Source organism: Pseudophaeobacter sp. EL27 (assembly GCF_900313025.1).
Taxonomy (GTDB): Bacteria; Pseudomonadota; Alphaproteobacteria; order Rhodobacterales; family Rhodobacteraceae; genus Pseudophaeobacter.
In genome coordinates this window covers 303,049-315,778 of sequence record NZ_OMPQ01000009.1, presented here as the reverse complement: position 1 = coordinate 315,778, position 12,730 = coordinate 303,049, and the positions used below count along the sequence as shown (strand labels likewise).

At 58.9% G+C, this 12,730-nt stretch carries 8 protein-coding genes; 5 read left to right on the top strand and 3 right to left on the bottom strand.

What is annotated here, in order from left to right; all coding sequences use genetic code 11:
• The first annotated feature begins 46 nt into the window (after positions 1 to 46).
• Entirely contained in the window at positions 47 to 1,720 is a 1,674-nt protein-coding gene (locus ED661_RS09200; RefSeq protein ID WP_122073626.1) for a tetratricopeptide repeat protein, read from the top strand.
• A gap of 41 nt (positions 1,721 to 1,761) precedes the next feature.
• Here the strand turns inward: ED661_RS09200 and mfd are convergent, their stop codons facing one another.
• On the bottom strand, positions 1,762 to 5,217 hold the full coding sequence (gene mfd, locus ED661_RS09195; protein WP_122073625.1) for a transcription-repair coupling factor: 3,456 nt from the start codon (positions 5,215 to 5,217) through the stop codon (positions 1,762 to 1,764).
• Positions 5,218 to 5,324: 107 nt separating this feature from the next.
• Positions 5,325 to 5,852: a component of SufBCD complex gene (locus ED661_RS09190; RefSeq protein ID WP_122073624.1), complete on the bottom strand. Its 528-nt coding sequence runs from the start codon at positions 5,850 to 5,852 to the stop codon at positions 5,325 to 5,327.
• A gap of 255 nt (positions 5,853 to 6,107) precedes the next feature.
• Here ED661_RS09190 and hemB point away from each other — a divergent pair, with 255 nt between their 5' ends.
• Together hemB and ED661_RS09180 are read left to right on the top strand one after the other, a co-directional pair.
• Positions 6,108 to 7,106, top strand: coding sequence for a porphobilinogen synthase (gene hemB / locus ED661_RS09185; RefSeq protein WP_122073623.1), 999 nt, complete (start codon positions 6,108 to 6,110; stop codon positions 7,104 to 7,106).
• 230 nt (positions 7,107 to 7,336) lie between these two features.
• On the top strand, positions 7,337 to 7,912 hold the full coding sequence (locus tag ED661_RS09180) for a YSC84-related protein (RefSeq protein ID WP_122073622.1): 576 nt from the start codon (positions 7,337 to 7,339) through the stop codon (positions 7,910 to 7,912).
• Between the two features lie 132 nt (positions 7,913 to 8,044).
• Here ED661_RS09180 and ED661_RS09175 read toward each other — a convergent pair whose 3' ends face one another.
• On the bottom strand, positions 8,045 to 8,917 hold the full coding sequence (locus ED661_RS09175) for an NAD(P)-dependent oxidoreductase (protein WP_122073621.1): 873 nt from the start codon (positions 8,915 to 8,917) through the stop codon (positions 8,045 to 8,047).
• 114 nt (positions 8,918 to 9,031) lie between these two features.
• Between ED661_RS09175 and ED661_RS09170 the strand changes: the two genes are divergently transcribed.
• Both ED661_RS09170 and ED661_RS09165 read left to right on the top strand, forming a co-directional pair.
• Positions 9,032 to 11,509, top strand: a complete 2,478-nt coding sequence (locus tag ED661_RS09170; protein ID WP_122073620.1) for a penicillin acylase family protein — start codon at positions 9,032 to 9,034, stop codon at positions 11,507 to 11,509.
• Positions 11,510 to 11,515: 6 nt separating this feature from the next.
• Complete coding sequence (locus ED661_RS09165) at positions 11,516 to 12,691, top strand: cation:proton antiporter (protein WP_122073619.1); 1,176 nt, start codon at positions 11,516 to 11,518, stop codon at positions 12,689 to 12,691.
• Positions 12,692 to 12,730 lie beyond the last annotated feature (39 nt).

Sequence of the window (12,730 nt, the reverse complement as noted above, 5' to 3'; positions counted from 1 at the left end):
GTCTGTAAAACTCCTAACCTCTCCAGATATTTGGGGAGGTTTTTTCATGGAATATCCGTATGATCTGGGCAGTTATTCCTGTCCGATAACAACTGCCTCTCCGCAGGCGCAGCTGTGGTTTGATCGCGGGTTGATCTGGACCTACGGCTATAACCATCAAGAGGCCGTCGCCTGCTTCAAACAGGCGCTCACCCATGACCCAAACTGCGCCATGGCCCATTGGGGGCTCGCTTATGCCTCTGGTCCCAACTACAACATGCCCTGGGAGCTGCATGACCAGCCAGGCCGGGCTGAGGCCCTGGCCATAGCCTATGATGCCAGCCAGGAGGCACTGGCCCATATTGAGGGCTGTTCTGAGCCCGAAACCCTGCTGATCAAAGCCCTGCAAGCGCGCTATCCGCAGCGCGAGCTGGTCGAGGACATGCATAGCTGGGATTTTGATTTTGCTGATGCCATGCGTCAGGCCTTTGCCCGATGCGACACACATCTTGACCTGCGCACCGTCTACGTCGAAAGCTTGCTCAATCTGACGCCCTGGAAAATGTGGGATCTCAAAACCGGCGCCCCCGCAAAAGGCGCGGCCACACTAGAGGCCCAGCAGGTGCTAGAGGCGGCGATGGAAACTGCCCCCGGTGCCATGACCCATCCCGGCCTGCTGCACCTCTATGTGCATCTAATGGAGATGTCTCCCACCCCGGAAAAGGCCCTCACGGCCGCCGATGTGCTGCGCCGCCTGGTACCGGATGCGGGGCATCTGGTGCATATGCCCACCCATATCGATGTGCTTTGTGGCAATTACCACGATGTGGTGTTGTGGAACGAAGAGGCGATCAAGGCGGATCTGAAGTATTACGCCCGCGAAGGCGCCTATAACATCTACACAGGCTACCGCCAGCACGACTATCACTTCGTGATCTATGGCGCTCTGTTCCTTGGACAAATGGAACCAGCGCTGCGGGCCAATGCTGGCTTGTGGGAAACCACGCCAGAGGAAATGCTGCGTATTGAGAGCCCGCCGATGGCGGATTACTTTGAGTCCTATATGGCGATGCACCCCCATATCCTGATCCGCTTTGGCCGCTGGCAGGACTGCATCGATTTGCAACTGCCAGAGGACCCGAGCCTTTATTGCACCCTGACCGCAACCACCCACTATGCTCGCGCCATTGGCTATGCCGCCACTGGCCAAGTGGCAGAGGCCGAGGCGGAGGAGCAGCGCTTTCTAACCGCCAAGGCCCGGGTGCCAGAGAGCCGTCTGATGCATAACAACCGCGTGGTGGATCTGTTGGAAATCGCCCGCGAGATGCTACGTGGCGAGATTGAATACCGCAAAGAAAACTATGCGCTGGCCTATGAACACCTGCGCCGCTCGGTCGATCTGGATGACAACCTGCCCTATGATGAACCCTGGGGCTGGATGCAGCCCACCCGCCATGCGCTTGGGGCGCTTTTGTTGGAACAGGGTCATAACACGGAAGCAGAAGCGGTTTACCGCGCTGATCTTGGGCTGGATGACACCCTGTCCCGCGCCTCTGTCCATCCGGATAATGTATGGAGCCTCAAAGGCTTGTACGATTGTCTCGATGCACGTGGCGAGACTGTCGAGATCCAGCACATCAAACAAAAGCTCGACCTTGCACAGGCGCGCTCGTATGGGGTCTTTGCCTCTTGTGGCTGCGCCCAGGTTGCCATGCAACCGCAGAGCTGCTGTGGCAGCTAGCCCCGAAGCCCGATCAACCTGACCGGGCTCTTCATCAATGTTTACTTAGCTTTTGCTTTTTTCCGCTCGGCAATCAGACGCTCGGCCAGATCGCGGGCAATGGCAAAGGCGCCTTTGATTTTGTCGCTGTCTTTCTTCCAGTCACGGCGCACCACGATTTTGTTGTCCTTGACCTTGGCCAGCCCATTCTGTCCCTGGATGAAATCAACCAGCCCCTGCGGCGAGGCAAATTTGTCGTTGTGAAACTGAATTGTCGCGCCCTTTGGCCCGGCGTCCAGTTTGGCAATCCCGGCGCGTTTGCACATCGCCTTGATGCGAACAACAAGCATCAAGGTATTGACCTCTTTGGGCAATTTCCCAAACCGATCGATCAGCTCAGCAGCAAACCCTTCCAGTTCCACCTTGGTCGTCAATGAGGACAGGCGACGGTAAAGACCAAGGCGCACATCCAGATCCGGCACATAGGCATCCGGGATCAGCACCGGCACTCCGAGGTTGATCTGAGGTGCCCATTGAGCGTCGCCATCGCTCAGGCCCTCCAGCTCACCGGAACGGATCTTGGCAATCGCCTCCTCCAGCATCGACTGATAGAGCTCATAGCCGACATCGCGCATCTGGCCTGACTGTTCCTCCCCCAGCAGATTGCCGGCGCCGCGAATATCCAGATCCTGGCTGGCGAGGGTAAAGCCGGCCCCAAGCGTGTCCAGTGAGCCCAACACCCGCAGACGCTTTTCAGCCGCCGGGGTTAGGCGTTGGCGCGGCTTGGTGGTTAGATAGGCATAGGCGCGCGTCTTGGAGCGTCCGACACGTCCCCGGATCTGATAGAGCTGCGACAGGCCAAACATATCGGCGCGGTGCACCACCATGGTATTGGCGGTAGGGATATCCAGCCCGCTTTCCACGATGGTGGTCGCAAGCAACACATCATATTTCCCATCGTAAAAGGCATTCATCCGGTCATCCAGCTCGCCCGGCGCCATCTGACCATGGGCCATAACATAGGTGAGCTCGGGCAGCTGTTCCTTGAGGAAGGCCTCGATCTCGGGCAGGTCCGAGATGCGCGGCACCACGTAAAAGCTTTGACCACCGCGATAATGTTCCCGCAACAGCGCCTCACGCAGGGTGACGGCGTCAAATTCGCTGACGTAGGTACGGATCGCCAGACGGTCCACTGGCGGGGTGCCAATGATCGACAGATCGCGCACGCCCGTCAGGCTGAGCTGCAGGGTCCGCGGGATCGGTGTTGCGGTCAGCGTCAGCACGTGGATATCCGAACGCAGCTGTTTCAGCCGTTCCTTGTGGCCAACACCAAAGTGCTGTTCCTCATCAATGATCAGCAGGCCGAGATTGTTGAAACGGATGTTCTTGGCCAGCAGTGCATGGGTGCCGATGACGATATCAATCGTGCCCTTGGCCATGCCTTCGCGGGTCTTGGCTGCATCTTTTGCCGAAACAAAGCGCGACAATTGCCTGACTTCCAACGGGAAACCCCGAAATCGCTCTGCAAAGGAGGCCGCGTGCTGGCGCGCAAGCAGCGTGGTTGGGGCCACAACGGCCACCTGGACGCCAGACATGGCCGCCACAAAGGCCGCGCGCATGGCCACTTCGGTTTTGCCAAAGCCCACATCGCCACAGATCAGGCGATCCATCGGCTGGCCCGAGGTCAGATCCGCCATCACTTCCTGAATGGCGCGCAGCTGATCATCGGTTTCCTGATAGGGGAACCGGGCCGAAAACTCCTCCCAGGCATGCGGCGGCGGATCCATCGCCGGGGCACGGCGCAGCGCCCGTTCTGCGGCAATCCGGATGAGCTTATCCGCCATCTCACGGATACGTTCTTTGAGCTTGGCCTTTTTGGCCTGCCAGGCGCCGCCGCCAAGTCGGTCCAACAGCCCTTCATCGTGGCCGTATTTCGACAAAAGCTCGATGTTCTCAACCGGCAGGTAGAGCTTGGATTGCTCGGCATATTCAAGCAGCAGGCATTCATGAGCGGCTCCAGCGGCCGAGACCACCTCCATACCCTGATACCGACCAATGCCGTGGTCCACATGGACCACCAGATCACCGGGGCTGAGCGACTGCGTCTCGGTCAGGAAATTCTCGGCCTTGCGGCGTTTCTTGGGCGCCCGGATCAGACGATCCCCCAGAACATCCTGCTCTGAGATCACCGTCATATTCGGGGTCTGAAACCCATGCTCCAAGGCCCAGACGGCCAGATGCAGCCCGGATTTGCCAATCCGTGTGCCATCCATCACCGCAATGACCTCGGCCAGTCCCTCGTCCTCGATCAGCCCGGTCAGGCGTTCGCGTGCACCCTCAGAATAAGAAGCAACAACCACCGGCCCTTCCTGCAGGCGTACCTTAATATGGTCCGCCAAAGTCCCAAAAAGGCTGACACTTTCCTGTTGGCGCTCGGGTGAGAAATTGCGCCCTATTCGGCCACCGGCATCCACCACACCAGGCCCCGAGGCCTGCGCCAAGGGGTGCAACTGGATACGGCGCAACAGCGCAACGGCGGCCTCCCAGGCGGCATCATCCAGATAGAGCAACCCCGGCGGGGTGGGTTTGTAGACGGTATCCATGCGCCCCTTCTGGCTCATGGCGATCTTGCGGGTTTCATATTGGTCTTCGATGCTGTCCCAACGTGCCAGACGCGCGGGGGTGACCTGATCATCTATCGTCACTGTCGCCTTTGGCAGGTAGTCAAACAGCGTTTCCAGTTTCTCATGGAAAAACGGCATCCAATGCTCAATGCCCTGGTGTTTGCGCCCGGCACTCACCGCTTCATACAGCGGATCATCGGTGCCAGCGGCACCAAATTCGATCCGGTAATTCTGGCGGAACCGGGTGATGGCGGCCTCGTCCAGGATCACCTCAGAAACCGGGGCCAGCTCAATCAGGTCCAGCGTTTCCGTGGTGCGCTGGCTGGCCGGGTCAAAGCGGCGGATGCCATCCAGAACATCGCCAAAGAAATCCAAGCGAACCGGGCCGCTGTCACCAGGGGGAAAGATATCAATGATGCCGCCGCGGATGGCGTAGTCGCCGGGCTCCATTACTGTGGGGCTTTGGACAAAGCCCATGCGGACAAGGAACTCGCGCAGGGATTTTTCATCCACCCGCTGATCCACCCGCGCGGAAAAGGCCGCCTGGCGCAGGACTTCCCGCGTCGGCACCCGCTGGCTGGCCGCATTCAAGGTGGTCAGCAGGATGAATTGTTTGGGCATCTGGTGCACCAGCGCCGCCAGACAGGCCATGCGCGACGCAGCAACATCCGCATTGGGTGAGACCCGGTCATAGGGCAGACAGTCCCAGCCGGGAAAAACGATCACCGGCATCTCAGGGGCAAAAAAGGCCAGCGCAGCGCGCATCGCCTCCATCCGCTTGTCATCGCGGGCGATATGCAGCACGGGCTCACCGGATTTCTCCAGCTCATTCAGGATCAGCCGGGCATCAAACCCCTCGGGGGCGCCGCCCATGGTAATCGCTCGTTGCGCCATATCGCGCCTCTCCTCTAAAACATCTGTTCTCGGATCACTTCCGAGACGGGCTTATTTTCCGGATCCCTGAGATCAAAGTTGGGCACCGCTGGGGATGCGGCCAGTGCCTAACCGCCCAGCGGACCGATATTCAGGTTCTGATACATGCCCCAAAGCGCCGTGACAAAGATGCAGACCATGCCCAAGAGCTGGATAACAAGCCGACAGGTGATGATTGCCTTGTAGAGTTCTTCCTCTTGCGCCTCGTTTTGCAGGATCTTCTGCGCCGTCCTGAGATTAACCAGAACAACCAAAGACAGCGGAAACACCAGCAAAAACACCGCCTGGGCAATCTCGACCCCCAGCACAAAGCCGAGTGTCGCCAGAACGGACAACACAAAGCAGGCCAGCCCCAGAAGCCAGACACCGGCGGAATGAACCACAAACATCATCCTGTTCACATTGATGCGTACCAGATCATGCAGATCCTGCGCCGATTGCCCGCCATATTTTCGGGCACGCGCGACCATGTCAAACGGTACGCCAAGGATGCGGTGGCTGAGGGTCGACCACAGAACAGCCAGTGCGATCCAATACCAGAGATTGGAAAAGGACCGCAGATCAATCATCTCGGACAGGGTTTCAAACAAGCTCAAAACGTCTATGCCTCTCATCACGCGCGATCACAGTGCCGACCGAACTGGCCCTTTTGCAGGTAAAAGGCAACAGCCGGTCACAGCAAACCGGCCTCTTTTCCACCGGCCCTATATCCTCTGTCAGTTGGGGTTAAACAAGTCCCCCAATAGCCGCCTGTCCCGCCGCAATTAAAAACGCGGCGATTGTGCCACTTGCAAGGGGTTGGGCCTCTATGCGATCCAAGGCGACGTACAACACTAACAGATGAGTTCCAGATGAAGCCGACCGTCGCCCCCTTTCCCGCCGCCCGTTTGCGCCGCACCCGGGTCAGCCCCGCGATCCGGGGTTTGGTGCGCGAAAATACCCTGACCACCGATGATCTGATCTGGCCGGTCTTTGTGCGCGATGGCGAGGGTATTGAGGAGCCGGTGAGCTCTATGCCGGGGGTGGTGCGCCGCTCTGTTGATAAAATCGCCGAGGCCGCGCTTGAAGCACAGGCGCTGGGCATTCCAGCGATTTGCCTGTTTCCCTACACAGATGCAGCGCTCAAGACCGAAGACTGCGCCGAGGCCTGGAACCCGGACAACCTGTGCAACCGCGCCATCCGCGCCATCAAGGCGGTGGCCCCTGATATCGCAGTCATGACCGATGTTGCCCTGGACCCCTATAATATCAACGGCCATGACGGCTATGTGGTAGATGGCGAGATCCTCAATGACGAAACCGTTGAGGCCCTGGTCAAGATGACCCTGGCTCAGGCCGAGGCCGGCGCCGACATCATTGGCCCCTCGGATATGATGGATGGGCGCATTGGGGCGATGCGCAGCGCTTTGGAAGCAGCTGGCCATCGCAATGTCGCAATCCTGTCTTACTCCGCCAAATACGCCTCTGGCTATTACGGACCGTTTCGCGATGCTGTTGGGGCCTCCGGTGCGCTGCAGGGGGACAAAAAGACCTATCAGATGGACCCTGGCAATACAGATGAGGCCCTGCGCCTGATCGAACGCGACCTGCAGGAAGGCGCAGATATGGTGATGGTCAAACCGGGGATTGCTTATCTGGACATTTGTAACCGGGTGAAATCCACCTTTGGCACCCCCACCTTTGCCTATCAGGTCTCTGGGGAATACGCGATGATCCAGGCGGCTGCCCAGAATGGTTGGATCGATGGCGAAAAGGTCATGCTGGAAAGCCTGCTGGCCTTTAAACGCGCCGGCTGCGACGGGATCCTAAGCTATTTTGCCCCACAAACGGCGCGGATCCTCAACGGATAACAGCCCAGCCTCGCTAGTGAACTCACAAGAAGGTGAATCCAAAAGGGCAATATGTCGCCCATTTTTCGTTCTTCCTGCTGGCCAAGTGATGACACTTGGCCAGAAAATGCCTATAAATGCGGTCAGAGCCGGAAAACCGGCCTTTAACTTGACACCGCTCGGGACGATATGAGGGCAGGAAAACCACCCTTATCTCTCCGTTTCGAGCTCCAGGACAGGCAACTGGATATATGAGCAGAAAATCTTTTGACCGCATGTCACGTCGTGGCTTTACCCTCAGCCTTTTGGCCGGAACAGGCGTCACCGCAGCCTGTGGTAATGGTATTGGCAGCAACAACGGGGCCACCATTGATGCCCGCGTCGATTCAACTCTGAATCAGATGTACAACCTCTATCCCAACACCCAAACCCTGGCCGCAAAATCTACTGGCATGCTGGTCATGCCGCTGGTGACCGAAGCCGGGTTTATTGTCGGCGGTGCCTATGGCCGCGGCGCCCTGCTCATCAATGGCGCCACTGTGGACTATTACTCGACTGTAAAGGGCAATGCCGGGCTGCAAATCGGCGCCCAGCAATATGCCCATGTTCTGTTCTTTATGACCCAGGATGCTCTCAGCGGGTTCCGCCGCTCTTCGGGCTGGGCGGCTGGCGCGGATCTAGAATATGTTGTGCGCGACGATGGGAATTCCATCACAGCAGATACCAACACGCTGACCTCGCCCATTCTTGCCGCGGTCTTTGGTCAGGCAGGGTTGCGGCTCGGCGCGACCTTGGAAGGCACCAAATATACCCGCATCATCCCCTAAGGCAGCTTTTCTGACGCCGCAGGAGTGTCAATCAAACTTGGATTGAAAGTTAGAGGCCGTGCAAATCACTTTGCACGGCCATTTTTGTTCAGGTGCTCCAGACCAATTGGAGCTCTATGCGTATTTACCTGATTAATCCAATGCCCGCAGACGCTTGACCAAAGAGGAGGTGTCCCAGCGCCCGCCACCAAGCTTTTGCACCTCTTTGTAGAACTGATCCACCAGAGCTGTTACTGGCAGGCTGGCCCCGGTTTCATTTGCTGCATCCAGGCAGATGCCTAGATCCTTGCGCATCCAGTCCACCGCAAAGCCATGTTCGAACTCGTCATCCAGCATGGTTTCATAGCGGTTTGCCATCTGCCAGCTGCCTGCCGCGCCCTGGCTGATCACCTCGACAACGGCGCGCCCATCCAGATCGGCCTTTTCGGCAAAATGCAGCGCTTCGCTGAGACCCTGGACCAGGCCGGCGATTGCAATCTGGTTGCACATTTTGGTCATCTGGCCCGCGCCAGTATCGCCGATGCGACGGCAAATACGGGCATAGGCGTCGATCACTGGCTCGGCCCGCTCATAAGCCGCAAGATCACCGCCACACATTACTGACAAAACGCCGTTTTCCGCGCCGGCCTGCCCGCCAGAGATCGGCGCATCAACAAATGCAATCTCGGTTTCCGCCGCCAGGGCGGAAAGCTCGCGTGTTACCTTGGCGGAAACGGTTGTGTGATCGACAAAGACGCTGCCAGCAGTCATGCCGCCAAAGGCCCCATCAGGCCCCAGACAGACCGAACGCAGGTCGTCATCATTACCGACACAAGACATCACAAATTCTGCGCCTTCAACCGCTTCACGCGGGGTTGCAGCAAAACTGCCGCCCTGGGTCTGAGCCCAGGCTTGGGCCTTGGCACTTGTGCGGTTGTAAACGGTGACGTCATGGCCTGCCGATTGCAAATGCCCAGCCATCGGGAAGCCCATGACCCCCAGCCCCAAAAACGCGATTTTTGCCATTTGCTTTTCCCCTGTTCTGAACTGGCTTATGTTGGCGACACCCTAACACCGGTCCGGCGAGGTGCAATCGCACGCAAGGCGCCAAAGCCATAAAAAATAGGAAACAGGCACTTGATGGCACGTCTTTTTCGCTGGCTTTTGCGGCTGGCTGCGACACTGATTCTCCTGGCAGTCATCGCCAGTGGCCTTGCCTATTACCTCGCGGCGCAGTCTCTGCCTGAATACGATAAGGAAATTTCGCTACCAGGCCTTTCGGCGCCGGTAAACATCATCCGTGATAACGCCAATGTTCCGCATATTTTTGGCAGCTATGGGGCCAGCGATGAAGACGTGTACTTTGGCCTCGGTTACGCCCATGCTCAGGACCGGTTATGGCAGATGGCAGTGCTGCGACGCACGGCCCAGGGACGATTGTCGGAGGTCTTTGGCAGCCGCACACTCGACACCGATCTGTTTGTCCGCCGTCTGGATCTTTATGGTTTGTCGCAGCAGTCCGTCTCTGCCCAATCCGCCGAAGCACTACAGTCTCTCAAGGCCTATTCCGCTGGGGTGAACGCGCGCATCTTGGAAATCAACGAAGAGGCTCTAGGGCGTGGCGCACCCGAAATGTTCCTGTTCAACATGCCGATGGCCCCCTGGCAGCCTGCCGATAGTATTGCCATGATGAAACTGATGGCACTGCGGTCATCAAATCATCTGCAGGATGAGGTGCTGCGGGCGCGGACTTCGCTGGCGCTGGCCGATCCGGCGCGGTTGCAGGATATTCTGCCAGACGCCCCTGGCAAAGGCATCACGGCCCTGCCCGAATACGCCAGCCTGTTCCCCGACCTGCCCCGCTATGCCAGCGCAGCTGTGCACCCCCCAAAGACAAGCCTGTTTCCGGTAACGCCACGCGGCTTTGGCGGCGCCTCCAACGCCTGGGCTGCCGCGCCCAATCGCTCTGCTGCGGGGGGTAGCCTGCTGGCCAACGATCCACATATGGCGCTTTCGGCACCGGGAAACTGGTATTTGGCGCGCATGGAGTTGGCAACTGGTGGAGTCATTGGCGGCACGATCCCCGGCATCCCGGCAATCCTCACCGGTCGATCAGAGCAACTGGGCTGGGGCATTACCGCCTCTTTTCTGGATGATCAGGACCTGTTCATCGAAAAGCTGAACCCGGAAAACCCGGAGGAATACCTGAGCCCCCAAGGCTATCAGACCTTCACCAGTCGCCCCTCGATTATCAAGATCAAGGATGCCCCTCCGGTGACCCTTACCTTGCGTTGGAGCGAAAATGGGCCGGTTCTGCCGGGCTCTCTCTTTGGGCTGTCAACAATCACCCCGCCGGGCCATGTGGTTAGCCTGGGCTGGACAGCGCTCAACCCGCAAGACAGCTCGCTCACTGCGGCCATCGAGCTGATGCGCAGCTCAAATGTGCGCGAAGCCATTGCCGCAGGCGAAGGCTTCATCGCGCCATCGCAGAACCTGATCTTGGCGGATAGCCAGACAATTGCCCAGAAAACCGTTGGCGCCTTTCCGGCACGCGACGCCCGTCATCACAGCATGGGCCGCCTGCCCAGTCAGGGCTGGCAAAGGGTGAACCGTTGGCTCGGGCGCGCGCCCTATGCCGCCAACCCAGAATTTGTCAGTCCGCGTGGCGGGATCCTGGGCAATACCAACAACAAAATCCTGGAACGCCCCTTCCCGAACCATGTTTCCTACACCTGGGGAGATACACAGCGCATCAACCGCTGGCGCCTGTTGATGCAAAGCCGCGAAGTGCATACCCGGGACAGCTTTATGGAAGCACAGCTTGACACCGTTTCTTATACCGCGCGCGCGCTGCTGCCGCTAATTGGGGCCGATCTGTGGTTCACCGGCGGTGCTGCCGAAGAAGGCAGCCGGGAAAGACAGCGCCAGATCGCCTTGTCGCTGCTGTCCGAGTGGAATGGCGAAATGAACGAACATCTGCCCGAACCGCTACTCTATGCCGCCTGGCTGCGGGCGCTTCAGTCCCGCCTGATTGGCGATGACCTGGGCCCGCTGGCAGATGAATTCACCCAGGTGGATCCCCTGTTCATCGAACGGGTCTACCGCGATGTGGGCGGGGCCGGCAGCTGGTGTGACGTGCGCCAAAGCGCACCACAGGAAAGCTGCACTGATATGGCGCGACTGGCGCTGGATGACGCCCTGATCTGGATCGAAGAGCGCTATGGCCCCGCTCTGGAATCGCTACGCTGGGGCGATGCGCACCAGGCCACCCAGGATCACGAGACCCTCGGCAGCGTTCCCATTTTGCAGTTCTTTGTGAACATCCGTCAGTCCACCAGTGGCGGCGACAATACCCTGCAACGGGGGCTGACTTCTGGAAAAGGTCCAAATCCGTTCCACAACATTCATGCGGCAGGCTATCGCGGCGTCTATGATTTTGCCGATCCGGACAGTTCCTTGTTTATCCTTGCCACCGGCCAGTCCGGGCATTTCCTGTCACGCAACTACGATGACATGGCCCAGCTGTGGCGGCGCGGCGAATATGTTCCGATGTCGCTGGACGAAGACCTCGCCCGTGCGGCCGCCGTTGGGATCACCACCATCACCCCTAGGAACTGATCTGCTATGCAAGAGCTTGCCACGCCGCTCATTGTTCTGGGCCTGCTGTTCTTTGTCGGGCTGGCGGCGGATCGCATCGGGCGACAATTGCGCCTGCCGCGGGTGACGCTATTGCTGGGGTTTGGCCTGGTGGTGGGCCAGGCCGGCTTTGATCTGCTGCCGAGCACAATCACCGATCTCTACCCGGTTGTGGCAATTGTGGCTCTCAGCGCAGTGGCGGTTTTACTGGGCAGCTCGCTCTCGTTGGACAATCTGCGCGGCCATGGGCGCATCGTGATCTTTGTCTCGCTCTCGGTGGTTTTGGTGACCCAAGCGGTGGTAACCCTCGGATTGTGGGGCTTTGGCCTGCCCTTTGCCCTGGCGTTGGTGTTGGGGGCTCTGGCTACTGCAACCGACCCGGCAGCGACCTATGATGTCATCGAACAATCCGGTCAGGACACGGGTTTTACCAGACGGCTCAAGGGCCTGGTGGCCATTGATGATGCCTGGGGGCTCCTGGCCTTTAGCTTGACGATGCTTGCTCTTAACCTGTTTGGCGACACCGGCGGCACAGATAGCCCCCTTCTCACCGCCGCCTATGAGCTTGGCGGTTCTATCGCGCTGGGCATTGCTATCGGCTGGCCTGGCGCCATCCTCATCGGCCGCTTTTCCGATGGTGAACCCCTCAGGATCGAAGGGCTGGGTCTGGTGTTCCTTACAGCGGGCCTGTCGCTGATGCTGGACCTCTCTTATCTGATCGCCGGCATGACCGTTGGCGCCGTCATCGTCAATCATACCCGCCACCACAGCCGCGCCTTTGCCGAGATGCGCAGTATTGAATGGCCCTTTTTGATTGTTTTCTTTGTTCTGGCCGGCGCCTCTCTTGATCCCCAAGCCCTGGCCCTGGCAGGTAGTGCTGGGGTTGCCTTTGCCATCCTGCGTGTTTTGGGGCGCATTCTTGGCGGTTGGATCGGCGGTACTGCAGCGCGGGCGCCACGGCTAGAGAGCCGTTATTATGGCGCAGCCATGCTGCCACAGGCAGGGGTTGCCATCGGCATGGCGCTTGCTGCTTCCGAACAATTCCCTGCCTATGGCGACCAAATCACCGCCCTGGCCATTGGAACCACCGCCGGGTTTGAGCTGATTGGCCCACTTGTCACCGCCTTTGTTCTGGCTCGGCAAAAGACCCAGAACCCCAGCTGATCCGGCAAATGATAAAGAGCGCAGAGAGATCTCTGCGCT

Bases quoted from the DNA above. Each gene is read 5' to 3' on its own strand.
- ED661_RS09170 (WP_122073620.1), top strand. From the start codon at position 9,032: ATGGCACGTCTTTTTCGCTGGCTTTTGCGGCTGGCTGCGACACTGATT.
- mfd (WP_122073625.1), bottom strand. From the start codon at position 5,217: ATGGCGCAACGAGCGATTACCATGGGCGGCGCCCCCGAGGGGTTTGAT.
- ED661_RS09200 (WP_122073626.1), top strand. From the start codon at position 47: ATGGAATATCCGTATGATCTGGGCAGTTATTCCTGTCCGATAACAACT.
- ED661_RS09165 (WP_122073619.1), top strand. From the start codon at position 11,516: ATGCAAGAGCTTGCCACGCCGCTCATTGTTCTGGGCCTGCTGTTCTTT.
- ED661_RS09180 (WP_122073622.1), top strand. From the start codon at position 7,337: ATGAGCAGAAAATCTTTTGACCGCATGTCACGTCGTGGCTTTACCCTC.
- ED661_RS09175 (WP_122073621.1), bottom strand. From the start codon at position 8,917: ATGGCAAAAATCGCGTTTTTGGGGCTGGGGGTCATGGGCTTCCCGATG.
- hemB (WP_122073623.1), top strand. From the start codon at position 6,108: ATGAAGCCGACCGTCGCCCCCTTTCCCGCCGCCCGTTTGCGCCGCACC.